This window comes from Candidatus Viadribacter manganicus, from assembly GCF_001679665.1.
Classification (GTDB): Bacteria; Pseudomonadota; Alphaproteobacteria; order Caulobacterales; family Aquidulcibacteraceae; genus Vitreimonas; species Vitreimonas manganica.
In genome coordinates this window covers 368,581-394,138 of record NZ_CP013244.1, presented here as the reverse complement: position 1 = coordinate 394,138, position 25,558 = coordinate 368,581, and the positions used below count along the sequence as shown (strand labels likewise).

Sequence of the window (25,558 nt, the reverse complement as noted above, 5' to 3'; positions counted from 1 at the left end):
CGTCGAGGCGAGTCAGAATCGAAACGATGGCGCCGCGCAAAAAGAAAAGGCCCGCTCATCTCGCGACGAACGGGCCTCGTTCCAGTGTCTTTGTCGCCGGCGTTAGTCGCGCGGTGAGGTGTCCACGAAGGCGTTCGCAGCCAATTCCTTGGCTTGCGCGGCTTCGTCGGCGCGATCGGCTTCAACAGCCGAAGCGATAACGTTTTCGCCCTTCGCTTGACGCTCGGCTTCATCAGCCGAACGCGCAACGTTGACCTTCACCGTCGCGGAGACATCAGCGTGCAGACGCACGCGGACATCGTAAACGCCTATGGACTTGATTGGCTTGTCGAGAACGACCGAGTTGCGATCGATTTTCGCGCCAGCCTTGACGATCTCATCGGCGATGTCGCGCGAAGAGACTGAGCCGTAAAGCTGACCACCTTCACCCGCCGAGCGGATGAGGATGTAAGACGTGCCGTCGATTTTGCTCGAGGCCTTTTCCGCCGTCGCTTTCGATTCAGCGTTGCGGGCTTCGAGTTCGGCGCGGCGGGCTTCGAAAACCTTGCGGTTTGCGTCGTTGGCGCGGAGCGCCTTCTTGTTCGGCAACAGGAAGTTGCGCGCGTAGCCGTCGCGCACCTTCACTTCGTCGCCGATGGTGCCGAGGTTCTCGACGCGTTCAAGCAGGATGACATGCATGGTGCTGGCCTCCTTATTGAACGGCGAACGGCAGCAGAGCGAGTTCACGGGCCAGCTTGATGGCTTTCGCGAGTTCGCGTTGCTTTTTGGCGGAAACGGCGGTGATGCGCGCCGGGACGATCTTGCCCTTTTCGCTGATGTAGCGTTGGAGCAGCTTTACGTCCTTGTAATCGATCTTCGGCGAGGCGCTGCCCGAGAACGGGCAAACCTTACGCCGGCGACCAAACGGGCGACGGGCCGGAATGTTCGAGATGTTGAACTTCGGGGCGCCCTTTTGAATTTTCTGGGCCATGATTATTCCTCGCCGCCGTCAAAATCACCGAGACCTTCTTCGCCATCACGTCCGCCTTCGCGGCGTGAACGGCGGCGTTCGTCGCGATCGCGACGCGCCAGGATCGGTGAGGGTTCTTCGTCGAGAGCTTCAACGCGGATCGTCTTGAAGCGCATCACGTCTTCGTTGATGCGGAGCAGACGCTCGAACTCGTGCACCACCGGCGCGGGAGCGTCGATGTTGATGAGCGCGTAGTGGCCCTTGCGGTTTTTCTTGATGCGGTAGGTGAGGTTACGCAGACCCCAGTACTCGGTCTTCGTGGTGTTGCCGCCCAACTCTTTGATCTTGGTGGTGAGTTCTTCGACCAGCGTGTCGACTTGCTGGGGCGAGATCTCGGGACGTGCGATGAACACGTGCTCGTAGAAAGCCATACTTTTCCTCTTCCGTTAGAACCCGCGGCGCCCTGACCAGCGGAAGACCGGCCAAAACGATGGACCCCGGATGGCGGATGCCTCCGGGGCCGCGGATCGCGAAGGCGGGGGCTATACGGCAAGGGTCTGTGGATGGCAAGGCTGGCGGGGGCCTGGATGAGCGGTAATATCGGCGCCGGAACGGGAGACATCGATGCTGCGACTGGTGTGGGCTCAACTCGGGTTAATAGCCCTCCTTTCAGCGTTTTTGACCCTAAACGCCGCTGCCGATCCGCCCGCTGTTTCGTTGCCGCCCCCAGGTGTCGCCGTCGATCCGCCTGCCGCGCCGCCGCCACCGCCTGGAACGCTGGTGATCGGTTTGAGGTGGACCCAGCAGCCCACCGCTGGGGACTTTGCGAGACTCTTCCCGGTTCGTGCGATGCAGGAGAACGTTGGCGGGCGGGCGACGCTAGATTGCGTTGTGGTCGACGAAGGCCGGCTTGATTGCACGGTCGTGTCGGAAGATCCCCCGGGCTACGGCTTTGGATCGGCTTCGCTTCAGATATCGCGCGCGTTCCGTATCGCGCCGGAGACAAGCGACGGTACCCCAACGGCGGGCGGGCGTCTGCGCCGTACCATCCGCTGGGTCATCGCCTGAGAGCCTAAGCTTGCCGCTGCGGCGGCCTTGTTCTACGCCGCGCCCATGAGCACAGCCTTCATATTTCCCGGACAGGGAAGCCAAGCGCCCGGCATGGGCAAGGGTCTCTTCGACGCTTTCGGCGCCAGCCGTGAGGTGTTTCAGGAAGTGGATGATGCGCTCGGGGAAAGTCTGTCCGGCCTCATCTTCAATGGGCCTGAGGATCAGCTTACTTTGACCGCGAACGCCCAACCCGCTTTGATGGCGGTGAGCATGGCGGCGATGCGGGCGTTGGAGCGCGAATTCGGCGTCGGTGTTGCGAAAGCGGCGTTCGTGGCGGGGCACTCGCTGGGAGAATATTCGGCGCTGGCAGCGAGCGGCGCGCTCAGTGTTGCTGATGCCGCGAGGCTGCTGCGCACCCGCGGCAACGCCATGCAGGCGGCCGTGCCGGTCGGGGAAGGCGCGATGGCGGCGTTGATCGGCAAGGTTGATGTCGCGTTGGCAGAAGAGATCGCCAAAGCCGGCGAAAGCGGCGGGGTCGTGGTCGTCGCCAACGACAACAATGTCGGCAACGTCGTGATTTCCGGCTCGAAAACCGGCATCGATGCAGCTTTGGCTTACGCTGCTGAAAAGGGCGCGCGCGCTATCAAACTCAATGTTTCCGCGCCATTTCACTCGCCTTTGATGCAGCCTGCGGCAGACGTCATGGCTGAAGCGCTGGCCGCAGCGACGATCGCGCCGCTGATTGTGCCGGTGGTCGCGAACGTTACGGCGCGCCCGGTCAACGAGCCTGCAACGGTGCGCAAGCTTTTGGTTGAACAGGTCACCGGCCGCGTGCGTTGGCGCGAAAGCATCGAGTGGATGTCGACCGAAGGCGCCATCGAGCGCTTTGTCGAAGTCGGCGCCGGCAAGCAGCTCAGCGGCATGGTCAAGCGCAATGCACGCGATGCGCAGGCCGTTGCGTTGAACGAGCCCGCTGAACTGGAAGCCTTCGCGAAGACGATCTGATGCCGCTGCAAGCTGCGATGCTGCGCGGTGTCAATCTCGGCAATCGCAAGGTCATCATGTCCGAACTGCGTGAACTCTGCGAGGCAGCGGGGTTTACACAAGTGCGCACATTGCTTGCCAGCGGCAATTTGGTGCTCAATTCCAAGCTCACCGGCGCAAAGCTTGAGGCAAAGCTAGAAGCCATGATCTTGGATGGCCTTGGCTTGAAGACTGAGGTGTTCGTGCGCAACCTCAGCGAACTGGAAACAGTCCTCGCGGGCAATCCCTTCAAGGCGTTCACGAAGACCAGCGCTTCGTTCATGGTCGTGAACTTCATGCGCGCGCCGGCTTCGAAGGCCGAGCTGGACGCGATGGCGAAGAGCGCGCTCACGGGCGAGGAGTGGAAGCAGGGTGAGGGCTGCCTCTACATCAAGTTTCCAAGCGGTCAGGGCGTCTCGAAGCTCAAAATGCCAAAGCTAGGCACGGCGCGAAACTGGAATACGGCGACCAAACTTGCCGCCGCACTCCAGGGAGAATAAGCCGCACGGCGAAAGAGGGTATGATGTTCAATCTCAGCGGAAAAACCGCGCTCGTGACGGGCGCTTCGGGTGGCATTGGCGGAGCGATTGTCAAAGCGTTGGCCTCGCAGGGCGCGCGCGTTGCGCTATCAGGCACGCGTGTCGAAGCGCTTGAGAAGGTCAAAGCCGAACTCGGCGGCGATCACGTCATCACCCCGTGCAATCTCTCGGATACGGCGGCCGTCGATGCGCTTGTGGGCCAGGCTGAGCAAGCGCTTGGCGGGCGGCTCGATATCCTCGTCGCCAATGCCGGCATCACCAAAGATGGGCTACTGCTGCGCATGAAGGACGATGATTTTCAGAATGTTCTGAAGATCAATCTCGAGGGCTATTTCCGCCTCTCGCGCGCGGCGCTGAAGAACATGATGAAGAATCGTTGGGGCCGGATCATCGGCATCACTTCGGTTGTAGGCGTCACCGGAAACCCCGGACAGGCGAATTATGCGGCTTCGAAAGCCGGCATGATCGGTTTCACCAAGGCGCTCGCCGCCGAAGTCGCGAGCCGCAACGTGACGGCCAATTGCATCGCCCCTGGCTTTATTGCATCGCCGATGACAGACGTGCTGAACGACACTCAAAAAGCCGCGCTATTGACGAAAATTCCCTCCGGCCGTCTTGGCGAAGGTTCTGATGTAGCAGCGGCCGCGGTCTATCTGGCCAGTGAAGAAGCCGGCTACATGACGGGTCAGACGTTGCATGTGAACGGCGGCATGGCCATGATCTGAGGGGCCGCCCTGCACCCCCGGCAGTGAAAAACGCTTGCACCGGGGGCCGCGTGTGGTCAAAAGGCCGCTCACAAGCGTCCTTGAGGGACGTGACGAATTTTTCAGCCCATTTCTAAGTACTGGCGAGGCGTGCATGTCGGAAGTTTTTGAGCGCGTTAAGGCGATCGTGATCAAGCATCTCGAAGCCCCGCCGGAGAAGGTGACCGACAAGGCCTCCTTCATCGACGATCTGGGCGCGGACAGCTTGGATAACGTCGAGCTGGTCATGGCGTTCGAAGAAGAGTTCGGCATCGAAATTCCGGACGACGCGGCTGAGCACATTCAGACCGTCGGCGACGCCGTGAAGTTCATCTCGGAGAAGCAGGGCTAAGGCCCTGTCGCGCTGATGCGGCGCGTCGTCATCACAGGCATTGGTCTCATCACGCCGCTGGCTGCGAATGCGCCAGCGACGTGGGAGCGCCTGCTCGCGGGAAAATCTGGCGCAAACAAGGTCGAGCACGTGAAGGTCGAAGACCTTCCGTGCCGGATCGCTTGCGTTGTGCCGCGCGTCGATGGACGCGGTGGCGGCGCGGATGATCCGCACGCTTTCGATCCTGACAAGGTGATGTCGGCCAAAGAACAGCGCCGCATTGAAGATTTCATTCTCTACGCGATTGCAGCGGCCGACGAAGCCGTGGCCGATAGCGGCTGGAAGCCTGAAAGCGACGAGGACAAGAACCGCACCGGCGTTTTGATCGGTTCGGGGATCGGCGGCATCGAGGCCATCGGCAACACCGCGATCCAATTGGAGCGTGATGGGCCGCGTAAGATTTCGCCGTTCTTCATTCCAAGCTCGTTGATCAACTTGGCGTCGGGCCAAGTTTCGATCCGCCATGGCTTCCGTGGTCCTAATCACGCCGTCGTCACCGCCTGTGCAACTGGCGCGCACGCGATCGGCGATGCCTCGCGCCTCATCCAATACGGCGATGCTGACGTGATGCTCGCCGGCGGCGCTGAGGCGACGGTCGGTCGTCTGGCTATGGCCGGCTTTTGCGCTCTGCGCGCGATGTCGACCGGCTACAATGACACGCCGGAGAAGGCCTCGCGTCCATACGATAAGGACCGCGACGGCTTCGTCATGGGCGAAGGCGCAGGCTGCGTTATTCTTGAAGAGTACGAGCACGCCAAGGCGCGTGGTGCGAAGATTTACGCCGAAGTGAAGGGCTATGGCCTGTCAGGCGACGCCTATCACATCACGGCGCCAGCTGATGATGGCGACGGCGGCTTTCGCGCGATGTCTGCTGCGCTGAAGAATGCCGGCATGACCCCCGGCGAGATCGACTATCTCAACACCCACGGCACCTCGACGCCGCTTGGTGATGAGATCGAACTGAAGGCGATTGAGCGCCTGTTCGGCAATTCGGCGGCGGAGCTTTCGGTTTCATCGACCAAATCCGCGATCGGGCATTTGCTCGGCGCGGCGGGCGCCGTTGAGGCGATTTTCTGTGCGCTCGCGATCCGCGACGGCATGATCCCGCCGACATTAAATCTTGAAAATCCGTCGGTTGAGACCGCCATAGATTTGACGCCCAACACCGCCAAGAAAAAGGCGGTGAAGGCAGCGATGTCGAATTCGTTCGGGTTCGGCGGCACGAATGCCGCTGTGATCCTTACCGCGGTGGACTGATGGCTAGAGCAGCGGCGCGCCGGTCAAGCGGCGGCGGACTTTTCTCTTTCCTGTTCTGGATCGCGGTGCTCGCTGGTGCCGCTGCACTGTTCGCATTTTTCTATTTCACAAGCGCGATCGCGCGACCTGGTCCGTTTGCTGAAGCTCGCACGTTCGTTGTTGAGCGCGGCGCGTCAGGTGCGGGCATCGCTGAGAAGCTCGAAGCTGAAGGTTTCATCAGCGATGCGCTGATCTTCCGCATCGCCACGCGCCTTCAAGGCGGCGCGACGCTGCAGGCAGGCGAGTACGAGATCCCCGCCAACGCCTCGACACAACAGATTGTGCAGCTGATGACGAGCGGTGATGCGCTCCAGCACGCAATCACCTTCCCCGAAGGCATCACCATCGCTGCAGTCATGCGCATTATCGAAGAGAGCGACGTGCTCGTTGGCGATATGCCCGAGGCGCCGCCCGAAGGCTCAATTCTGCCGGACACGTATCACGTGGCGCGCGGCATGACCCGTGCGGCGCTGCTCCAGCAAATGCGTGAGGCGCACGATCAAGCTGTGACAGAAATTTGGGCGGGCCGGGCGCCGAACCTGCCGCTTGCGACGCCGAAAGACCTCGTCAATCTGGCCGCAATCGTTGAGCGCGAAACAGGCATCGCATCCGAGCGGCCTCTGGTTGCGGCGGTGTTCGTCAATCGTCTTCGCCGCCCGATGCGGCTGGAGACGGATCCGACCATCATTTACGGCGTCTGCTTGCGCCATCCCGATCGTTGCCGTGACGGCCGTCTGGTGGATGCGCAAGGTAATCGCCGCACCATTCGCCAAAGCGAAATCGATATGAACACCGGGTATAACACCTATCGGATCGACGGCTTGCCGCCGACGCCAATCGCCAATCCCGGTCGTGCTGCACTCGAAGCGGCGGCGCACCCGGCGGAATCGAATGCGCTCTTCTTCGTGGCCGACGGCACCGGCGGACACGTCTTCGCATCGACGCTGGCTGAGCACCAAGCAAACGTTGTGCGCTGGCGCGAAATCGAGGCGCAGCGCCTCGCGGCCGAGCGTGCCGGCCGGTAACAAAAACGCCTCCCGTAGGGGGCGTGAGTTGGGCGCGATTGGTTCCGGCCAGGGCTAAGAGATAGTCAGCGCAAGCGTCTTCATGGCGAAGGCCAACCCATCGTGAAAGAAAGCCGCAAAGAACGCCCCGACAAACAATCCAGCAAAAGCGCCGGAGAAAAAGCTCTCCAGCCGCCGGTCGCGATCTGCGTTTTGAGCGCCGAATAGTGCGCCGCCAGCGCCGATGAGAAGGACTTCCAAGCCGCCCGCAGTGAAGAAAGCGCAGCACAGCGCAATGGTCGCGGCCAGTGTCAGCGTCTCGATTCCAAGTGTGAGATTTGCGGCGCGCGCCAGGCGGGCGGGGGCGCGCGAGTTTGTTTCACTTGCGGTCGCGAGCGTCATTTTTGGCAACTCCGCGTGCTAAAACTGCCCCCCTTGTCCGCGAGTCGCATAAAGCCCGCGTGACACTTGGCGCACAAATACGCGAAAAGAGCCCATGACCATTTCTGGAATGACAGGTTTTGCGCGGACGGAGGGCGACCATGTCGGCCAGCGCTGGATCTGGGAGCTGAAGAGCGTCAACGGCCGCGGGCTCGATCTGAAGCTGCGCACGCCGCCGGGGTTCGACGCGATCGAGCCGGTTGCGCGGGCGGCGACCAACGCGAAGTTCAAGCGCGGATCTATCCAAGCGTCGCTGTCGCTGGCGCGGGACCCAGCTGCCGCGCCGCCAATGAAGATCGATCTCGCGCTGGCCGAACGTCTCATCGCCGCGGGCGAACAGTTCAAAGGCCGCGCCGCAAAGCCTCGCTGGGACGGCATCCTGGCTGTGCGCGGCGTCGTGCAGAGCGAAGAGGGGGCGGTGCAGGCGGATGAGGAGCGCGCGGCATTAGAGGCGGCTCTCATAGCGGGCTTTGAAGCTGCGCTTGATGGCTTGGCGCAGGCGCGTCAGGCCGAAGGACGCTCGCTTGCTGCGATCTTCTCTGAAGCAGCTGATAAACTCGATACTGGGATTGGCGCCGCACGCACTTGCGCCGCCGCCGCGCCGACGGCAGCGCTCGAGCGGATCCGCCAGCGGCTGGAATCGTTGGCGCCCGAATTGAAGATTGATCCCCAGCGTTTGGCGCAAGAAGCGGCGATCGCGGCAACGCGCGCTGACGTGCAAGAAGAGCTGGAACGGCTGAGCGCGCATGCGGCCGAGCTGCGGAGCCTCATCACCAAACCGGAGCCCGCGGGCCGCAGGCTCGATTTCTTGAGCCAGGAACTGACGCGTGAGGCCAATACGCTGTGCTCCAAGTCTTCCGATTTGGAGCTGACGCGCATCGGGCTCGATCTCAAAACCGTGGTCGATCAGATCAAGGAGCAAGCCGCCAATGTTGAATGAGCATGTCGCGCGGCGCGGCCTCATGTTTGCTCTGTCGAGCCCTTCCGGCGCCGGTAAATCGACTTTGGCGCGCAAGCTGATCGAGGACGATTCCAACATGGCGCTCTCGGTGTCGGCGACGACGCGGGCGCGGCGCGGAAACGAAATCGACGGACGCGAATACAAGTTCATGGAGCGCGAAGAGTTCGAGCAAATGGCCGATCGCGGCGAATTTCTCGAGCACGCCATGGTGTTCGGCAATCATTACGGCACGCCACGCGCGCCGGTCGAAGCGTTGCTGATCCAAGGGCGTGACGTTCTGTTCGACGTGGACTGGCAGGGTGCTCGCGCACTCCGCGCCGCCGCACCGGAGGATGTCGTCGGCATCTTCATCTTGCCGCCGTCGATGGCCGAACTTGAACGGCGCCTGCACACGCGCGCGGAAGATACCGAAGAGGTCATCAACAAGCGGATGGCGCGCTCACTCGATGAGATCTCGCACTGGGAAGAATACGACTACGTGCTGGTCAACGCACTGCTTGAGCAGACTTTGGCGCAGATCAAGCAAATACTGGCTGCTGAGCGCTTGAAGCGCCACCGTCAGATGTGGCTGCAGCTGCACGTCGAGCGGTTGAGGAAGGGCATCTGACCCAACATGACGACGTTCGAGTTCGTTAGCGTCCTGCTGTCCTTGGTAGTGTCGTTAGCGCTCGCGCATGTGCTGACCGGCATGGCCCGGATGTTGGTCGCCAAGGGCCTCAACCACGCCGGTTTGGTCGCTCGGCTACATCTTACTGTGGCTAGCTGCTGCGATTGCGATTTATCTTTTCGCGTGGGTGGTGGCGCCGGAGGGCAAGCTCGATGATGTCGATCTGCGCGCCTATCACTACGAGAACCGGCGCAAATTCCTGCCGCTTGCCGCGAGCTATCTCGTCGTTGGCTTCCTCATCAACATGACCGTTGCGCAGTTTCAGTCGTTGGTCTCGCTAGAGGCCGTGATTTTTTACATACCCATCGTCGCGGCCTGGATCTGGCCCACTCGTTGGGTCCAGTTTGGCGCGGTCGCGGCTATTTGGATTTTGTTGATCAAGTACGCTGTGCTGTTCCTGGGCATGATGTGACCGATGGCGCGCGTTCTGATGCCCATTCCGCGTTGTGATTTCGATCCTACCGAAACGGCCATACCGTGGCATGTCCTGACGGCGCGCGGTCATGAAGTTGTGTTCGCAACGCCCGATGGCGCCGCTGGCGCCGCGGATGAGCTCATGCTGACGGGCGAGGGGCTCGACGTTTGGGGCTTTCTGCCTTTGCTGCGGAAGCTGATCTTGGTCGGGGGCGTGCTGCGCGCCAACGCTGATGCGCGCGCAGCGTACGCTGCGATGCGACAGAGCGAAGCGTTTCAATCGCCACTGAAGTGGGAAGCGTTGGACGCCGTTCAGTTTGATGCTGTGTTGTTTCCCGGTGGCCATCGCGCACGCGGCATGCGCGAGTATTTGGAGAGCCCGGTTCTGCAGGAAATCGCCGTTGAGGCGTTCGCACAAAACATGCCCGTCGGTGCAATTTGTCATGGCGTCGTGGTGTTGGCCCGGAGCGTCGATCCCCATACAAATCGCTCGGTTCTGTATGGGCGAAAGACAACGGCGCTGACCTGGAAGCTTGAAGGCGCCGCCCAAGCCATTGCTGGTGTCACGCGGTTCTGGGATCGGCACTATTATCGCACCTATCGCGACCCGCCGGGCAAAACCGCCGGCTTTATGTCGGTCGAGCAGGAGGTTACGCGGGCGCTCGCGAAACCCGACGATTTCCAGGACGTCCCGACTGACGATCCGCACATTAAGCCCCGCACCTCCGGCACTGTGCGCGATAGCGACGCGGATCTTAGCTCAGGCTTCGTCGTGCGTGACGGCGCCTACGTTTCGGCACGCTGGCCCGGCGACGCCCACGCCTTCGCGCACGCATTCGCGGACATGCTCTGACGTGCGCGCAACATTCCCATGCTCGACGCCATCGGGATGAGCGCTACGTTTTCTTGCGGGCAGATGTCGGTCGTGCGCCGGGCGCTACGTCCTTGTGGGACAGGAGCATAATTATGCGTCACTCACTTTTCGTTCTAGCTCTGGTCCTCACCGCGTGCGGCGCGCCGACGGCGCCTCCGGAGGCGCCGGAACCCGCCGTGGAGCACACGGCGCCATCTGGCGCTTACAGCTTGGACAAGGCGCATTCGAGCCTCATCGTGCGGCTCAGCCACATGGGCTATTCGCAGTTCACTGCGCGGTTCGAGACATGGGATGCAGACCTCAACCTCGATGTGACGTCGCCGGAAAATTCCAGCATCAACGTCACAATCGATCCGCGTTCGATCGCGAGCGACAATCCGCCGGCCGGCTTCATCGACGTGATGCGTGGCGCTGAATTTCTGAACGCCGCCGCGTTTGGGGAGATCAACTTCCGCTCCACCAGCATCGAACGCACCGGCGCCAACACGGCGCAGATCACGGGCGAGCTCACCTTGCATGGGATAACCCATCCGGTGACGCTGGAGGCGCGCTTCAATGGCGGTTACGCTGGCATGCAGCTCGATCCGAACGCGCGGATTGGCCTTTCCGCGCACGGCACGTTCAATCGCTCCGATTTCGGCATGGCCTACGGCATCCCGCCCGAGGGCACGAACTTGGGCGTCAGCGACGCAGTTGAGGTTATCATCGAGACCGAGTTCAGCGGTCCGGCCTGGAGCGCGCCGCCCGTTACGCCTTCGCCGTAAGCCATGCATCGGCCAAGCGCCGAAAGCCTGCTTGATCGATCTCCTCGGCGCGCGCGGTTGGGGCAATATCCGCCGCGTGCAAGAGCGGTTCAGGCTCCGGCAACAGCGAGCGTAAAGCAGCGCGCAGCATCTTCCGGCGCTGACCGAATGCTGCAGCAGTAATGCGCTCCAACGCATCAAGGTGCGGGTAGGGGTCGGCGCGATCCGTCAAGCGCACGATGGCCGAGGCGATCTTCGGCGGCGGCGTGAACGCGCGCGCCGGCACCGTAAACTCAAGCCGCGCCTCGCAGCGCGCCTGCGCGAGAACCGCGAGACGCCCGTAGGCATCGCTACCGGGCTTGGCGACGATGCGTTGCGCGACTTCCTTCTGGAACATCAGCGTCATGTCTCCGCGCCACGGCCCAGCCTTCAGCCACTTCACCAGCAGCGGGGTGCCAACATTGTACGGCAGGTTCGACACAACCGAGGCGCGCTGGCCATCAACCAACGCGGCTTCGTCGACCTGAAGCGCATCGCCTTGCACGATCTGCAGTTTGCCGCCGCTCCATTCGCTCAGCGGCTCGAGCATCGGCACAAAGCGCGGATCCTTTTCAATGACGATGAGCGGATCAGCGCCTGCTTCGAGCAAAGCGCGCGTTAGCCCGCCGGGGCCGGGGCCAATTTCGAGGACTGGTTTGCCCGCGATCGCCCCGGCGCTGCGCGCAATGCGGCGGGTGATGTTGAGATCGAGCAGGAAGTGCTGACCCAAACCTTTGTTGGCCCATAGGCCATGCGCCTCAAGTTCATCGCGAAGCGTCGGGAGTTCGTCGGCGTTCATGCGCGGGCGCGTTGTTCAGCCATCGACCATGCCATCGCCAGCGCCGCGCGGAAGCTGTCGGCGCGCGCCTTGCCTTGGCCCGCGATGTCGAAGCCGGTGCCGTGATCGGGCGATGTGCGGACGATCGGCAAACCGAGCGTGACGTTCACGGCGTCCCAGAAGTGCAACGTCTTGATCGGGATGAGACCCTGATCGTGATAGAGCGCGATCACCGCATCGTAGGTTGCGCGTGCTGCATCATGAAAGAGTGCGTCAGCCGATTTCGCGTCGGCGATGGCCCAGCCCTCGGCGCGCAGGGAGGCGATGGCGGGATTAATGATGTCGATCTCTTCGCGACCGATGTGTCCGTCTTCGCCCGCATGCGGATTGAGCCCACAGACGCCAATGCGCGGCGCAACGATGCCGAAGTCGCGCCTCAACGCTTCGCCGACGATGCGCCCGACGTCGATGACGCGTGCGCGTGTGAGCGAGGCTGGTACTTGCGCGAGCGGCGTGTGGATGGTTGCAAGCGCTACTTTCAGCGTCGGCCCAGCGAGCATCATCACCGGTCCGCGCGCCTGCGGCCAGGCATCATCCTTGGTGAGGTGAGCGATGAATTCGGTATGGCCCGGAAAGCCGAAGTCAGCGGTGTGCAGCACCGATTTTGCGATTGGCAGTGTGACCACGCCGCACGCGTGACCAGCGCGCGCCGCTGCAGTCGCTTGTTCAATCGCGCCGATGGTGGCGTCAGCATTGACCGGATCGGGCTCGCCCGGTGTTTCTTCCATCGCCAGCGGCACGTGCAGCACATTGAACGTACCGGCGTCTGCGCCGAGCTTTGCCGGATCGGAGATCACATGGAACTTCGGCGCCGCCAGCCCAAGGCGCGCGCTCGCGCGCGATAGCGCATCTGGATCGCCGACAAAGAAAAAGGGCGGGGCGCCTTGGCGCTCCGCCCAGACGCGCGCGGCGAGTTCGAGGCCGATCCCCGCGGGATCGCCCATCGAAACGGCGAGCGGCTTCATGTCATTACTGACGCGTGATGATGGTCGCTTCGCGCCGCAGATTGCGGAGATAGCGTTCGGCGAGCATCGAGAGTTCGGCTTCGCGCAGGCGGTCTTCGATCTGCTGACGATCCGGAATGGCGCTGCCGCCAGTCTCACGCGAGCACAGCATGACGATATTGGCCTGGTCTCCACTCGTCACGACGGTCGAGCCGCCGCCAACGGCGACGCCCTGCAGGCGGCTGCGAATATCCGGCGAAAGGTCGGCTTCAACGGTTTGGCCGAGATCGAGAATCGAAGCGCCCTGGATGCCGCGAATGTCGTCTTCCAGATCGCCGCAACCGGCCGCACGCCGGCGGAGTCGATCGAGTGAATTTGAGCGTGACGCGGGCGCCGAGATTTGGCGCAGTGAGACGATCGATGCTGCACCATCCGGAATGCCTTCGCGGCGGTTGCGCATGGCGATGAGATAGACGCCGGTCGAGGTGCGAACCGGCAGCGATACCTGGCCAGGTTGGAGACGCTCAGCAACAGCGCGCAGTTCCGGCGCGAGCTCGTTGGCGCTGATCCAGCCGAGATCGCCGCCCGCTGCTGCTGACGGTGACTGCGAGAACTGACGCGCAACGAGCGGGAACGGTGCGCGCTGTTGCATCTGCTCAAGCAGACGCATCGCGCCCTGTTCCATTTCGTTGAATTCCTGCGGCGTGTCCGCGGGTAGAAAGATTTCGGACATCTCGTATTGGGGACGGCGCGCGTTGGCGGCGATGCGCTGCTGCGTCTCTTCAATGTCGTTGGCGGAAATGCGGACGCGCGATCCATACATGCCGGAGATAAGACGCTGCCAAGCGATTTCGGCGCGGATCTGCGTGCGCAGCGTGCCGACGGAGACGCCGGCGCGGGCGAGATTGGAGGTCAGGCCATCGAGCGTCGTCTCGGCGCGGGTCGCCATTTCCGTCATCCGGCGGTCAATCGTGTCGCCTGAGACGGTCACTTCGTAGCGCGCGGCCTCTTCGAGCTGCAATTGCTCATCAACGAGGTCACGAAGCGCCTGGGCGCGTGCACGCTCAAGCATTTCCGGCGTCGGCTGCAAGTTAGCGAACAACAGCAACATGGTCGCGCGTTGGCGTACGTCGAAGGTTGAGATCACCTTGTCGTTCACGACCGCGGCAACGCCTTCGGCGTTTTGCGCGTTCACTGGTGCGGCGAGGCCTAGCATCGCCACTGCGAGCGCGGCGGCAGCCGTTACGTGCTTCAAATTCATAATCCGTCCTGCTCCGCCTCAGCTCCCGCCCAACACCCCGAGCGAACGCAGACCAATCCGGATCTGCAGTCCTTCATCGGGGCCGATGGTGCCCCGCTGCGTTTCCGAGCGGGTGTAGGCGATTTCGAGGAAAGTACAGTCATCCTCATAGATCGCGCGGATGTCCTGACTCAGGTTTATGTCTGAATCTAGGTCGCGCGTCAGGCCAAACTGCATCCGCCAGCCACGGGCCAATTCGACCCCGATGCTTGCGTTAATTTCTTCACTCGGGTTGTCGGGGTCGGTGAGGAGGGCCTCATCGACATTGAGGTAGCGGCCCACGGCGCTGAAGCGGCCCAGCTGACCGCGCACGCTCAAATCGATGCGTTGGACTTTGAAGCTTTCGTCGTCCAGGCGCATCCGCGTCTCTGCGCCGAAGCCGCTGCCCAGATCGATCTGCCCGGACGCCACCCAGTCGGACGCCTCGCCGGCGAGGTTGTTCTGAGAGGTGAAGCCGGGCGCCTGTTCGTCGCGCCAGCGGCGGCCCAGCATGACGGTGGCGCTTTCGCCGGTCCGTGCGCGAGCCGTGGCGCGAAGGCCTGCGCTCACCCGCCCGCCGGGCTCCCAGAGATCGTAATTGGGCGCCGCGTTCGGGCGGAAGAGATTTGAATCGTCGAGTTCGAAGGCGAGACTGTCTTCGTTGACGATACGCGGATCGTCGGAATCGTCCGTCGCCCACGCGGCCATAACGACCGGCTCAAGGACAAGGTCGAAGCTTTCACCTGGACGCATGAACGGCCAAGCGACTTCAGCGCCGGCGAGGCCGAGACCTCGGCCGAATGTCTCGTAATTGTCGGACGACGTTTCCACATGGAAGAGGTCGCCGCGTGCTTGTGCGAACGGGCTAAACACCATGCCCGGTCCGAAGATCGTATCGCGGCGCCAGGTGGCCGAAACGGAAACGCGCGCGTCGTTGCCGACGTAAGGGCCGACGCCGTCGTCGCGGCGTGACAACGCGGCAGTGTTGGCTTGCAAGCGCAGTTGCCCGCCGAGCACTGAATCTTGGATGACGCGATCGAACTCCGCGTACGGGAGAATGAGCGGTAGCAATTCCGAAGTGTCGTTCTCGCGAAGGCCCTGGAAGCTCACGAGCGAGATCGAGCTATATGAATCGATACCTTGGCCGATCGCGTAAAGCTGGCTGATCAGGCGCGTGTCTTGGCCGATATAGGGGCCGCGGCGCTCACCGGCGCCATCGAGATCGTAACGACGCAGATATTCGTCGTCGTAGATGTTCTCGATGCCAAAGCCCCAGTTCCAGTAATCATTGATCCGGAAGGCGCCCTGGCCGAACACACTGTAACGGAAGCGGCTCTCATCGCCCAAACGGTCGCCGTCTGAATCGAAGTTCTCTTCCTGTGTGAACGTCGTGTTGAGTTCGAGATCGCCGGACCAGAATTCTTTGCGATACTGCAGGCCGATCAGCGGATTTACGTTGCCGTGGATGCGCAGTGACGCAGTCAAATCCTGCGACGGTGAAATCGCCCAATAATACGGTTGATCGTAGAAAGTGCCGAGCCGCTGGTTACGACCGATGTTCGGTGGCAGCAGGCCGGAGGCGCGCTCGACGCTCGGATCTGGGTGCGCGATAAACGGCAGATAAAGAACCGGCACGCCCGCGAGTTCGAGCACAGCGCCTTGATAGGAAATCGTCCGCGTTGCGCGGTTCTGAACCGCGCGGCGCGCACGCAAGCTCCACGTCGGCGGACGATCGCCGGTCGTGCAGATCGGGCAGCTTGTGTAGATGACGTTGCGAAGCTCACTCTCGCCTTCGCCGCGGCGCACAGCGGCGCGTGCAGCCAAGGTTCCGCCATCTCCGATGCGCGCACGCAATTCGCGCGCGGCGCCGACATTCATCGCTTCGTCGGCCTCAATCTCTTCGGCGTACGTAACCGATCCGTCCTCGAGCGCGATCTGCACGTCGCCGATGGCGCGGATCTCGCCTGTCTCCAAATTGTAGACGAGGCGGTCGGCGCGCATCGTGCGGCCTTGGTAGCGAATTTGCACATCGCCTTGCGCGGTGATGGTGTGCGCTTCTTGATCGTCAATGAGTTCGTCCGCTTCGAGCAGGACGTTCGCGTTTTGCTCAGCTGGTGCAGGCGGGGAGGTTGTGGTTTGCGCCTGTGCAATAGCCGACGTGCTGACCGTCATGGCCAGCGCTGCAGCTAGTGCGGCCCAACCGAACGGTGTCCGTTCGGCCGGCCGGCCGGCCATGTCCCCCGAACGGCTCATTCGCATCCCTTTGGCGACTCCCCCTGAATTTACCTAAACGTCTGACACGCAAGGCGTCTAGCGCCCGAAGCCGTACGGGGAATCGTTTCACACGGGCTGTTGCTGCTTAGCCGTCCTCGACGAAGGCGACGAGGGCGAGGGCTATGAACATCCCTGCAAGTGGGGCGCTCCAGGCCGCCACCGCAGCCGGCACCGACTGGGTCATGGCGAAGGCCCCGGCCAGCTGGCTGTAGAAGAAGAGGAAGAGCCCGATGCTGACGCCAGCCGCGCCCCAGCGGGCGAGATTCCCAAGTCTTTGCAACTGCAGGGAGAAAGCGGCCCCGAGTCCTGCCATGGTTGCAAGCAGGAGCGGGTAGGCCAGGAGGCTCTGCCACTTCATCTCGTAGCGTGTGGGGGCAAAACCCGCCTCCCGCGCTTCGCGGATGAACGAAGGCAGCGCCCAGAATGAGAGCGTGGCCGGGTTCACAAACCTGTTGATGAGTTCGGTCGCGTCCAGCGTCGTCGGGATGGCGAGGTGGGTCTGACGCACTGGGCGCCCGCCTGGGGTGGCCTCAACCAGATCTGTGAGTTGCCAGAAGCCCGGCTTCAGTTCGGCGCTCGCCGCCTCGATCCGGCGGACGAACCGTAGGGCGTCCTGCTGGACCTCGAAGAACATGAAGGTAGCGCCCTGCAGGCGGGTGCCACTGGGATCGACGCCATCGGCGTGAATGACGACCTGACCCTCCTCGTCGCCCTGACGTATCCAAACGCCATTCTGGCCCGTGGCCGAAAGACGCTCGGAGAGCGCATCCTCCTTTTCGGATTCAAACTGTTGGTAGAGGTATGCGCCGAGCGGGTTGAGCGAGGTCACGGCCAGCACGCCGAGCATGATCCCAACGAATGCGGCCGGAGTGAGGAAGCGCCAGGCCGACACGCCGGACGCGCGCATCGCCACCAACTCGCTCGATCGGTTCAAGCCGATGATCGCCATCATCGTTCCAGCAAGCACGACGAAGGGTAACGTCTGCTCCACCAACATCGGTGTCTTCAGCAATGTGAGCCGCAGCGCTTCGAGCAGTGAGATATCTGTGCGTGCGCCAACAGTACGCATCTGCTCAACCAGATCGATCAGCAGAATGCAGGCGAGCACGGCGATCAGCGCGATCAGTACGCCGCCAAACACGCGGGCGATAATGTAGCGGCCCATGCGGGACAGAAGGAAACTCATGCTTCCGCCCTCGCCAGAACCGATGGGCCCATCTCGCGCCGTTTCTTGGTCGTGATCTTGCCGCCGAGCATCAGGCCCGCAAGTACGATGACGCCGAGCGGCAACGCGTATTGAAGCGAATTGAGTTGAGGCTCATCGGCCGCGGCGGCCTGTGTCAGCAGCGATGCGAGGCGCACGACAAGGGCGATAACCGAGGCCCACATAATCCGTTGCCCATAACCGCGGCGGCTGAAATCACCCATTAAAACGCCCACCAATGCAATGAGCGCGAGCGCAATGTTGAGGAGCGGCGCCGAAAGTCGGCCATGCGCTTCGGCGAGGAATTCGTCGATGTTTTGCTGGTCGTAGTGCGCCGTGCGGTCCGGGAAGATCAGATCGAACAGCGTTCGATCTGACGCTTTCAAGAAGAAGAGGTCAGGCTCGTCGAAGACGCCATCGAATTTCAGAACGTACCGGTCGAAGTCGAGCACATCGACCCCGCCTTCCTCCGTTTGCCGCTGCACTTGGCCGTCACGCATAACGATGGCGGGTGCGCCTTCGATGGTGACGATGGCGCCGGCGCGCGCCGTGTAGGTGATGCCAGGCTCGGTGCGGCCGTCATTGATGAGAAGGTCGCGAAGTTCGCCGCCGCCGCCGCGCGAGCGTGCGTAGAGCGTGAGATCTTCGGACGGATAAGTGAACGAGCCTTCTTCGATGAGGCTTGAGGCGATGTCTGTGCGAAGGTCGTAAAAGACCTTTCGTCGTTCTTCGAACGACCATGGCTGAATGAGCACATTGATCGCGAGGTGAACGATCGCCGCCAGCACTGCGAGTTGCAGAATGGGTCGCGCCAGCCGCTGGCGCGAAACGCCGGCGCCATAGAGCACTGCGATCTCGCTTTCGCTGTGCATCCGGTTCAGCGCGTAGACGACCGCAATAAATAGCGCCATTGGCAGGATGAGCGAGATGAGCTGCGGCAGCGCCAGGATCGTAACCCAGGCGAACGCGAAACCGGCGCGCCGATTGGTGACGATGATGTCGAGCTGGTTGAGGCCTTGGGTAAGAATGGCGATCGCGGCCAGCGCGCCAAGGATCGCCAGAAGCGGACCCAGCGCCTGCCGGAACACATAAGCTGAAATCGTGTTCATCGCGTTCCCTGGGCGTCCCTGATGCAAGTGCGGGCGCCCGCTATCTGACTAACCGCCGCACTCAGCTTTTCAATTGCTTCGGGCATGGCTACCACAGCGCCGGACCAAGGTTGAAGCGGGCGCTGGCGCCTCTTCCCTTTCCCAACCGACGACATGGGGAATTCATGGAAATCCGTTTTGTGACCGCTGGTGGCGGCGACGTTGTGGCGGTGATGGCGACTGACGGGGGCGAATTGCTCGCCGCCGGCAAGGCGCTGGACACGGCATCAAGCGGTCGTATCGTCAAAGCAATGAAAGCCGCGAACTTCAAGGGCGGCGCAGGCCAGGTAGCGGACATCCTGGCGCCGGATGGCGTCGATTTCGCGCGTGTGCTGGTGATTGGCGTCGGCAAGTCCGACGCAGCTGACGGTATGGCGGTCGAGCGCTGGGCCGGGCACGCCGTGAAGCGGGTGCTGACTTCGGGCGCTGAAAAGCTCGTGCTGCAGCCTGACGCTCTGCCGAGCGTCTCAAAAGCCGAGGCCGGTTCGCACGCCGCCATGGGCGCGCGTCTCGCCGCCTATCGCTTCGACACCTACCGCACCAAGCTGAAGCCCGAGCAAAAGCCCTCGCTCACAGCGGTTGAGATTTCGATGGATGGCCCCGCCGCCGCCAAGGCTCGCGCCGAAAAGGACGCCGCCGTCGTCGAGGGCGTCTTCTTTGCCCGTGACCTCGTCAGCGAGCCGCCGAACGTTCTCTATCCTGAAAGCTTCGCCGAGCGTCTGCGCGATCTCGAGACGATCGGTTGCGACGTCGAAATTCTCGAACCCGCCGCCATGGAGCGTCTCGGCATGGGCGCGCTGCTTGGGGTGGCTCAGGGCTCGTCACGTCCGGCGCGTCTGGTTGCGGTGAAATGGAACGGCGGCTCGAAAGGCTCAAAGCCGGTCGCGCTCGTCGGTAAGGGCGTCACCTTCGACACTGGCGGCATTTCGCTAAAGCCCGGCGCTGGCATGGATGAGATGAAGGGCGACATGGGCGGCGCAGCTGCTGTCGCTGGCGCCATGAAAGCGATCGCGCTCCGCAAAGCCAAAGCCAATGTCGTCGGCGTCGTCGCTCTGGTTGAGAACATGCCGGGCGCCAACGCCCAGCGCCCCGGCGACATCGTGAACACCATGTCCGGCCAGACCATCGAAGTGCTCAACACCGACGCCGAAGGCCGTCTCATCCTCGCTGACGCCGTATGGTACGCGCAGGACAAGTACGATCCTTCCGTCCTGATCGATCTCGCCACCCTCACGGGCGCCGTGATCGTCGCGCTCGGCCACGAGAACGCCGGCATGTTCGCCAATGACGAAGACCTGGCGCACGCCATCACGGCCGCCGGTCAAGCTGAAGGCGAGCCGGTCTGGCGCCTGCCGCTCAGCGCCGCGTACGACAAGCTGATCGACACCCCAAACGCAGACATGAAAAACATCGCCGGCAAGCCGGTTGCCGGTTCGATCGTCGGGGCGCAATTCATCAAGCGGTTCGTGAAAGACGGCACGCCTTGGGCGCACCTCGACATCGCGGGCACCGCCTGGAAGTCAGGTCCGTACGAAGATCCGTTGTCGCCGGCCTGGGCCACTGGGTACGGCGTACGCTTGCTCAACCGCCTTATCCAAAATCGCTACGAGGACTGATGGCTGAACTCTGGTTCTACCATCTTGAAAAAAGTGAGCTCGAGCGGGCGCTGCCGCCGCTGTTGGAGAAATCTCTCCAACGCGGATGGCGCGCCTTGGTGCGTGCCGGCAATGCAGAGCGCCTCGAACAACTCGACACTGCGATCTGGACGTTTCGCGACGACAGTTTCGTTCCGCATGCGCGCGAGGGTGACCCTAAGCGCCAGCCTGTCTGGCTGACGCTCGAAGGCGGCAACCCCAACAATGCACAGGCGCTCTTCCTCGTCGACGACGCCGAGCCGGGCGATATTTCCAGCTTCGAGCGCGCCTGCCTCATCTTCGACGGCCGCGATCCTGCCGCCTTGGAATCGGCCCGATCGCGCTGGAAACAGGCCAAGGATGCGGGCATCACCGCGTCTTACTGGAAAGAGAGCGCCGGCGGGCGTTGGGAGAAGCAGCAATGATGCGCTGGGTTTTAGCGGGAATTGTTGTCATCGGCTTGGCCGCATGCGGCGGTGGCTATCAGCGCGATCTCACGTACCGCGAAATGGACGCGATCGCGCGTCGCTCGACGCAAGAACAGATCCATCGTCCGCCGCCGGACACCTGCCAGATGGCCGCTCACCAGAGCCTTGTAGGCATGCTTGGCGCCGAAATCGATCGGGCCGCGTTACCCGAAAGCGCGCGTGTGATTTGCCACGATTGTTCCGTGACCATGGACTACCGCGCCGACCGCCTGAACATCGATCTCGGCGCGGACGGCAAGGTGACGCGGTTGCATTGCGGGTGAGCGCGCGAAGGAGTGAAGCAAATGCGTAAGTTCATCTTGATCGCGTCCTGCGCCTTGGCGCTTGCCGCGTGCGGCCAGACGACCACACCGCCCGCCACCATCGAAACGCCGGTCGCCGAAACGCCGGCGGCGCCAACCAACGCGGCTGAAGCAACGGCGCAAGACACGTGCGGCGCCGCCGCGCACCAAGCGCTGATCGGCACGCCAGCAAGTGCGATCGATCTCGCAACATTGCCGGCCGGCGCGCGCATTGTGACGCCCGAGACGATGGTGACGCAGGATTTTGTCGCGACCCGTCTCAACATCACCACCAACACCGACGGAAACGTCGCGTCGTTGAATTGCTATTGAGGAGTTTCGACCATGCGAACGATGATGGCTCTTTGCGCCGCGCTTGCACTCGTTGCTTGCGGTCAAACCACGACGCCGCCGGCTGAAACACCGGCGACGACTGAAGCGCCCGCCGCGACCGCTGCAACAACGCCGGCGGAAGCGACCGCGCAAGACGCCTGCGGCGCCGCGCAATATGCAGCCTTGGTCGGCACGAACATCGCTGCGGCGAGTTTCCCGGCCGACAGCAACATCCGCATCATCCAGCCGAACACGCCAGTGACGCAGGATTTCCGCGCCGACCGGCTCAACGTGCTCACCGATGCGAGCGGCGTGATTACCTCGCTTGAATGTTATTGATCGTGGGCGCGGCGCAGGTGACTGCGCCGCGAACCGCTTCCTGACGCGCCCGACAGGCGAATGGCGCAGAGCCGCACGCCAACGAAACATGATCGGGTGCTTCTGACGCACTTGGCGTCTTGGTGCAGTGCAGCTATAGACCCGGCTCGCAATTTTGAACCCGGAGCCCATCGAGCCATGGCCGTCGAACGCACCCTGTCCATCATTAAACCAGACGCGACGAAGCGTAACCTGACGGGCGCGGTCAACGCGGTCATCGAAAAGGCTGGCCTGCGCATCATCGCGCAAAAGCGCATTTGGCTCTCAGAGGGCCAAGCTGAAGGCTTCTATGCCGTTCACAAGGAACGTCCGTTCTTCCGCGATCTCGTGACGTTCATGATTTCGGGTCCGGTCGTCGTTCAGGCTCTCGAAGGTGAAGACGCCGTCGCGAAGTATCGCGATGTGATGGGCGCCACCAATCCGGCGAACGCCGCTGAAGGCACGATCCGCAAGCAGTTCGCTGAATCGATCGAGGCCAACACTGTCCACGGTTCGGATAGCCTCGAAAACGCGGCGCGCGAGATCGAGTTCTTCTTCGCCGACCAAGAGATCGTCGGCTGAGGCCAGCGTTAAGGCGCAAAAGTTTAGCGCGGCGCTTTCGGGCGCCGCGCTTTTTGTTTGTGCTATTTCTTGTTTTTTCCGGTGGCGTTCGGATTGAGCGGACGTCCGGCTTGACCGACTTGTCCTGGAGGCGCTGCCGTGCCGCCAAGCTTTTTGCCGCCCGCGGCAGCTGGTTTGGCTGGGCCGCTCGATTTTTTGTCTGCCATGTACGCGCTCCTCTAGGGGTTGCCTCTTAGAGCTAGGACGCAGTTGGCGGCGCCGCCAGCTATTTGCGCGCAATTATTTCCAGCACCAGCGGCGTCACCATGAGTGTGCCGGGCAGCACACTGACGCGCGCGAATTCGTCCTGCATGTCCTTGGCCATTTGCGGGGTGATGCGATTGAGTTCGAGCAGGCGGTCGATGTGGATATCGAAGAAACCGATTGGCCAGCGCCAGACATTGTCATCTTTCGAGACGACGTCGACGTAGGGTTTCAAGCTTTCGATCTTTAGACCCATTTCGGTAAGCCACGCAGGTAAGTGGCGCGCGATGTCAGGCTCACCCCCGGACGCGCGCCAGTTGGCCGACACCTCGTCCACAAATTTCTCGAAGTTCGGAGCGGGCGGTGCGAGCTTCCAGGTTTGGTAGTCGAGATACTCATGACAAACGATCGCGCCGCCCGGCTTTAGGGCGTCGACTAGTTTTTGTAACGCCGCCTTCGGCTTGGGAAGGAAGGCGAATATCCAGCGCGCCCAAGCCGCGTCTGCTCCGGCGACGGGAATGTCATCCGTCACAACATCGATCTCATGCGCCTTCACTTGGGTGAAGCCGCGCGCCTTCGCTTGTGCTTCCAGCGTGTCAAGAAAGCGTCGTGAACGCTCGAGTGCGTGCACTTCGCCGCTGGGGCCAACCATTTCGGCAAGGTCCATGGTGGCAAAGCCGGGGCCGGCGCCGAAATCGATGACCTTGCAGGCGTCGCCAATCTTCGCACGCGCCCAGGCGTCTAAAGCACGAGGCCGCCACACGCGGTGCTGATAGCCGAGTCGGTAGATTTCATCGTCGTGCGTACCGAGGACGTAATCGCGTTCAGCCATGTCATGTCTCCTACGTCAGATATAGGCGCGCGCCGTTCATTCGTCTTGCCTTGCCGATCACGACAACGGGCGCATAATGGCGCTGCGAACTCAGGAGAGTGACGCGATGCAGGTGCGCTTCTGGGGAACACGCGGATCGATCGCTACGCCAGGTGGTGCAACACTCAGATATGGCGGCAACACTTCCTGTGTAGAGGTGACGTCAGATTCAGGTGTGACGATCCTCATTGACGCTGGCACAGGCGCTAACGCGCTTGGCAAAGCGCTTATAGATCAAGGCCGGGGCGCTAAGGGGCACATTCTGATCTCGCATACGCATTGGGATCATATTCAAGGGTTGCCGTTTTTCGCGCCGCTCTTTGTGGCCGGCAATGAATGGCACATCTATGGGCCGCGGGGCCTGGGCCAATCGCTGCGTGATGTGCTCGCCGCGCAGATGGAGTACGCTTATTTTCCTGTCGCGCTGAATGCATTTGCAGCCACGGTCCATTTTCACGAAGTTGTGGAAGGTGCGTTCAGCATCGATGATGTGCGCATCTCGACGCAGTATCTGAACCACCCAGCGCTGACGGTCGGATATCGGGTCGAGGTCGACGGCGCGAGCGCTGTGTACGCCTCCGATCACGAGCCGCATGACGCGCACGCTGGCGAAGGCCACCCCGAAGCGGGCGAAGGCGGTGACGCCGCCCATGTGGAATTTATCCGCGACGCCGATCTCGTCATCCACGACGCGCAGTACACGGCTGCGGAATTTCCAGAAAAGATCGGTTGGGGTCACAGCACGATCGAATACGCCGTCGATGTCGCGATTGCGGGCAACGTGAAAAAGCTTGCGCTCTATCACCACGACCCAAGCCGCGGGGATGATGCGGTTGATGAGTTGTTGGTCGCCGCGCGTGCGCGCGTAAAGGCGGCCGAAGCTGATCTTGAAGTTGTCGGTGCGGCGGAGGGTAATGCGATTACGCTGCGCGGGGCGGCCAACACCAACAAGGCAAGCCCATTCCTGCCCTCAAGCTTGGTTGAACCAGCGACAAGCGTTTCAGACGAGTTGGTGCTGATCGCAGGTGTTCCGCCCAGCGATCGCGCTGTCTTGATGGCCGCCGCGCGCGCCGATGGCATTCCAAGTGTTTCGGAAGTCTTGATAGAACAATTGAAGGAAGCGGTGCAGGGTGGTCGGCCCTCGCTTGTCTTTCTTGGGTACGCGTTGCCTGACGTTGACCCCATTGCGCTTTGTGCTGAGCTGCGGGCGCTACCGGGCGAGGATGTCAAAGACATTCCAATCATCATCGTCGCGGATCAGGCGCAGGCCCCGGCCGACAAGGGCGAAGCAGCAGACGTGACCGATTGGCTGACGCGACCCTACAGCCTCCAATATGCGCGCTCGCGTTTGCGGGCGTGGCTGATGCGTTCAATGTTGCGTTGGCGCAAAGCGCCGCTGCCGCAAGACGAAGAAGAACGGCTCGCGGCGGTTCAGCGCTTGGGGCTTCTTGATACCGGCGCTGAAGAGCGTTTTGACCGGCACGCTCGCATTGCAGCGGCGGCGCTCAATGCGCCTATTGCCTTGGTCACGCTCGTTGATCGGGATCGCCAATGGTTCAAGGCGCACCAGGGTTTTGAATTCAGCGAAACTCCCCGCGACATTGGGTTCTGCTCGCACGCAATCTTGGACAGTGAGCCGTTGGTCGTAACCGATGCTCTGCAAGATGATCGCTTCGCTGAGAATCCGGCTGTGGTTGGCGATCCGCACGTGCGATTCTATGCTGGCATTCCGCTCCACTCCGCTGATGGCGCCCGCGTCGGCGCGTTCTGCATTGTCGATCGTAAGCCGCGCAGTTTAAGTGCAGCTCAATTGCGGATGCTGAAGGATATAGCGCGACTGGTAGAAGAAGAGCTGGAGCAGCGCCAAACCGCGCAAGCCGGTTAGTCGATACCGTGGGCATGCGCTCGGCGCGTGCGCGATGTTCCAATCCGCACTATTCAGGCGCCA

The 25,558-nt window shown here is 62.2% G+C and carries 31 protein-coding genes; 19 read left to right on the top strand and 12 right to left on the bottom strand.

The features are described 5' to 3' along the window. Nucleotides 1–102 precede the first annotated feature (102 nt). The 3 genes from rplI to rpsF are packed head-to-tail and all read right to left on the bottom strand — an operon-like array spanning nt 103 to nt 1,380. Nucleotides 103–678, bottom strand: a complete 576-nt coding sequence (gene rplI, locus ATE48_RS02045) for a 50S ribosomal protein L9 (RefSeq protein ID WP_066767334.1) — start codon at nt 676–678, stop codon at nt 103–105. A gap of 13 nt (nt 679–691) precedes the next feature. Further along, the gene (gene rpsR, locus ATE48_RS02040; protein ID WP_066767332.1) at nt 692–970 is read right to left on the bottom strand and encodes a 30S ribosomal protein S18; all 279 of its coding nucleotides are present in this window, start codon (nt 968–970) and stop codon (nt 692–694) included. A 2-nt stretch (nt 971–972) separates the two neighbouring features. Beyond that, the gene (gene rpsF / locus ATE48_RS02035; protein WP_066767331.1) at nt 973–1,380 is read right to left on the bottom strand and encodes a 30S ribosomal protein S6; all 408 of its coding nucleotides are present in this window, start codon (nt 1,378–1,380) and stop codon (nt 973–975) included. 193 nt (nt 1,381–1,573) lie between these two features. Here rpsF and ATE48_RS02030 point away from each other — a divergent pair, with 193 nt between their 5' ends. The 7 genes from ATE48_RS02030 to mltG all read left to right on the top strand — a co-directional run bounded on the left by ATE48_RS02030 (nt 1,574) and on the right by mltG (nt 7,016). Beyond that, on the top strand, nt 1,574–2,017 hold the full coding sequence (locus ATE48_RS02030) for an energy transducer TonB (RefSeq protein WP_066767329.1): 444 nt from the start codon (nt 1,574–1,576) through the stop codon (nt 2,015–2,017). A gap of 45 nt (nt 2,018–2,062) precedes the next feature. Next, on the top strand, nt 2,063–3,004 hold the full coding sequence (gene fabD, locus ATE48_RS02025) for an ACP S-malonyltransferase (RefSeq protein WP_066767327.1): 942 nt from the start codon (nt 2,063–2,065) through the stop codon (nt 3,002–3,004). Beyond that, nucleotides 3,004–3,522, top strand: coding sequence for a DUF1697 domain-containing protein (locus ATE48_RS02020; protein ID WP_066767325.1), 519 nt, complete (start codon nt 3,004–3,006; stop codon nt 3,520–3,522). The genes fabD and ATE48_RS02020 overlap by 1 nt, the downstream gene beginning before the upstream one ends. Before the next feature lie 23 nt (nt 3,523–3,545). After that, on the top strand, nt 3,546–4,286 hold the full coding sequence (fabG, locus tag ATE48_RS02015) for a 3-oxoacyl-[acyl-carrier-protein] reductase (RefSeq protein WP_066774502.1): 741 nt from the start codon (nt 3,546–3,548) through the stop codon (nt 4,284–4,286). Between the two features lie 133 nt (nt 4,287–4,419). Beyond that, nucleotides 4,420–4,656, top strand: a complete 237-nt coding sequence (locus ATE48_RS02010) for an acyl carrier protein (protein WP_066767324.1) — start codon at nt 4,420–4,422, stop codon at nt 4,654–4,656. Between the two features lie 15 nt (nt 4,657–4,671). Further along, a complete protein-coding gene (gene fabF, locus ATE48_RS02005; RefSeq protein WP_066767322.1) occupies nt 4,672–5,952 on the top strand; it encodes a beta-ketoacyl-ACP synthase II in 1,281 nt (426 codons plus the stop codon). After that, nucleotides 5,952–7,016 carry an endolytic transglycosylase MltG gene (gene mltG, locus ATE48_RS02000; protein WP_066767321.1) on the top strand — a complete coding sequence of 355 codons (1,065 nt, stop codon included), beginning with the start codon at nt 5,952–5,954 and terminating at the stop codon, nt 7,014–7,016. The genes fabF and mltG overlap by 1 nt, the downstream gene beginning before the upstream one ends. Nucleotides 7,017–7,070: 54 nt before the next feature. On the opposite strand, the gene ATE48_RS01995 is transcribed toward mltG, so the two are convergent. Next, complete coding sequence (locus tag ATE48_RS01995; protein WP_066767319.1) at nt 7,071–7,397, bottom strand: hypothetical protein; 327 nt, start codon at nt 7,395–7,397, stop codon at nt 7,071–7,073. A gap of 94 nt (nt 7,398–7,491) precedes the next feature. Here ATE48_RS01995 and ATE48_RS01990 point away from each other — a divergent pair, with 94 nt between their 5' ends. The 5 genes from ATE48_RS01990 (at nt 7,492) to ATE48_RS01970 (ending at nt 11,116) form a co-directional block, all read left to right on the top strand. Next, complete coding sequence (locus tag ATE48_RS01990) at nt 7,492–8,376, top strand: YicC/YloC family endoribonuclease (protein ID WP_066767317.1); 885 nt, start codon at nt 7,492–7,494, stop codon at nt 8,374–8,376. After that, on the top strand, nt 8,366–9,004 hold the full coding sequence (gmk, locus tag ATE48_RS01985; protein ID WP_066767315.1) for a guanylate kinase: 639 nt from the start codon (nt 8,366–8,368) through the stop codon (nt 9,002–9,004). Before ATE48_RS01990 ends, gmk begins: the two co-directional genes overlap by 11 nt. Before the next feature lie 190 nt (nt 9,005–9,194). Next, nucleotides 9,195–9,476: a hypothetical protein gene (locus ATE48_RS01980; RefSeq protein ID WP_156767556.1), complete on the top strand. Its 282-nt coding sequence runs from the start codon at nt 9,195–9,197 to the stop codon at nt 9,474–9,476. A 3-nt stretch (nt 9,477–9,479) separates the two neighbouring features. Next, on the top strand, nt 9,480–10,331 hold the full coding sequence (locus ATE48_RS01975) for a type 1 glutamine amidotransferase domain-containing protein (RefSeq protein WP_066767312.1): 852 nt from the start codon (nt 9,480–9,482) through the stop codon (nt 10,329–10,331). A gap of 113 nt (nt 10,332–10,444) precedes the next feature. After that, nucleotides 10,445–11,116, top strand: coding sequence for a YceI family protein (locus ATE48_RS01970; protein WP_066767311.1), 672 nt, complete (start codon nt 10,445–10,447; stop codon nt 11,114–11,116). Here the strand turns inward: ATE48_RS01970 and rsmA are convergent. The 6 genes from rsmA to ATE48_RS01940 form a co-directional block, all read right to left on the bottom strand. Continuing rightward, nucleotides 11,100–11,933: a 16S rRNA (adenine(1518)-N(6)/adenine(1519)-N(6))-dimethyltransferase RsmA gene (gene rsmA / locus ATE48_RS01965; protein WP_066767309.1), complete on the bottom strand. Its 834-nt coding sequence runs from the start codon at nt 11,931–11,933 to the stop codon at nt 11,100–11,102. The genes ATE48_RS01970 and rsmA overlap by 17 nt on opposite strands. After that, nucleotides 11,930–12,937, bottom strand: a complete 1,008-nt coding sequence (gene pdxA, locus ATE48_RS01960; RefSeq protein ID WP_066767307.1) for a 4-hydroxythreonine-4-phosphate dehydrogenase PdxA — start codon at nt 12,935–12,937, stop codon at nt 11,930–11,932. Before pdxA ends, rsmA begins: the two co-directional genes overlap by 4 nt. 4 nt (nt 12,938–12,941) lie before the next feature. Next, nucleotides 12,942–14,177, bottom strand: a complete 1,236-nt coding sequence (locus ATE48_RS01955) for a peptidylprolyl isomerase (RefSeq protein ID WP_066767305.1) — start codon at nt 14,175–14,177, stop codon at nt 12,942–12,944. Between the two features lie 18 nt (nt 14,178–14,195). Next, nucleotides 14,196–16,448, bottom strand: a complete 2,253-nt coding sequence (locus ATE48_RS01950) for an LPS-assembly protein LptD (RefSeq protein ID WP_228126741.1) — start codon at nt 16,446–16,448, stop codon at nt 14,196–14,198. A 106-nt stretch (nt 16,449–16,554) separates the two neighbouring features. Beyond that, complete coding sequence (lptG, locus tag ATE48_RS01945; protein ID WP_066767298.1) at nt 16,555–17,655, bottom strand: LPS export ABC transporter permease LptG; 1,101 nt, start codon at nt 17,653–17,655, stop codon at nt 16,555–16,557. Next, the gene (locus ATE48_RS01940; RefSeq protein WP_066767297.1) at nt 17,652–18,782 is read right to left on the bottom strand and encodes an LptF/LptG family permease; all 1,131 of its coding nucleotides are present in this window, start codon (nt 18,780–18,782) and stop codon (nt 17,652–17,654) included. Before ATE48_RS01940 ends, lptG begins: the two co-directional genes overlap by 4 nt. A 164-nt stretch (nt 18,783–18,946) precedes the next feature. Between ATE48_RS01940 and ATE48_RS01935 the strand changes: the two genes are divergently transcribed. The 6 genes from ATE48_RS01935 to ndk all read left to right on the top strand — a co-directional run bounded on the left by ATE48_RS01935 (nt 18,947) and on the right by ndk (nt 22,496). Then, nucleotides 18,947–20,437, top strand: a complete 1,491-nt coding sequence (locus ATE48_RS01935; protein ID WP_066767296.1) for a leucyl aminopeptidase — start codon at nt 18,947–18,949, stop codon at nt 20,435–20,437. Further along, a complete protein-coding gene (locus ATE48_RS01930) occupies nt 20,437–20,880 on the top strand; it encodes a DNA polymerase III subunit chi (RefSeq protein WP_066767294.1) in 444 nt (147 codons plus the stop codon). Before ATE48_RS01935 ends, ATE48_RS01930 begins: the two co-directional genes overlap by 1 nt. Then, entirely contained in the window at nt 20,877–21,206 is a 330-nt protein-coding gene (locus ATE48_RS01925; RefSeq protein WP_083197115.1) for an I78 family peptidase inhibitor, read from the top strand. The genes ATE48_RS01930 and ATE48_RS01925 overlap by 4 nt, the downstream gene beginning before the upstream one ends. Before the next feature lie 21 nt (nt 21,207–21,227). Continuing rightward, entirely contained in the window at nt 21,228–21,557 is a 330-nt protein-coding gene (locus tag ATE48_RS01920; protein ID WP_156767555.1) for an I78 family peptidase inhibitor, read from the top strand. A gap of 12 nt (nt 21,558–21,569) precedes the next feature. Continuing rightward, nucleotides 21,570–21,896, top strand: a complete 327-nt coding sequence (locus ATE48_RS01915) for an I78 family peptidase inhibitor (protein ID WP_083197114.1) — start codon at nt 21,570–21,572, stop codon at nt 21,894–21,896. Between the two features lie 177 nt (nt 21,897–22,073). After that, nucleotides 22,074–22,496, top strand: coding sequence for a nucleoside-diphosphate kinase (ndk, locus tag ATE48_RS01910; protein ID WP_066767291.1), 423 nt, complete (start codon nt 22,074–22,076; stop codon nt 22,494–22,496). A 62-nt stretch (nt 22,497–22,558) separates the two neighbouring features. On the opposite strand, the gene ATE48_RS19610 is transcribed toward ndk, so the two are convergent. Beyond that, nucleotides 22,559–22,702, bottom strand: coding sequence for a hypothetical protein (locus ATE48_RS19610; protein ID WP_156767554.1), 144 nt, complete (start codon nt 22,700–22,702; stop codon nt 22,559–22,561). Between the two features lie 59 nt (nt 22,703–22,761). Beyond that, a complete protein-coding gene (locus tag ATE48_RS01905; RefSeq protein WP_066767290.1) occupies nt 22,762–23,571 on the bottom strand; it encodes a class I SAM-dependent methyltransferase in 810 nt (269 codons plus the stop codon). 76 nt (nt 23,572–23,647) lie between these two features. Here ATE48_RS01905 and ATE48_RS01900 point away from each other — a divergent pair, with 76 nt between their 5' ends. Next, nucleotides 23,648–25,495, top strand: a complete 1,848-nt coding sequence (locus tag ATE48_RS01900) for a GAF domain-containing protein (RefSeq protein WP_228126740.1) — start codon at nt 23,648–23,650, stop codon at nt 25,493–25,495. The last annotated feature ends 63 nt before the right edge of the window (nt 25,496–25,558 follow it).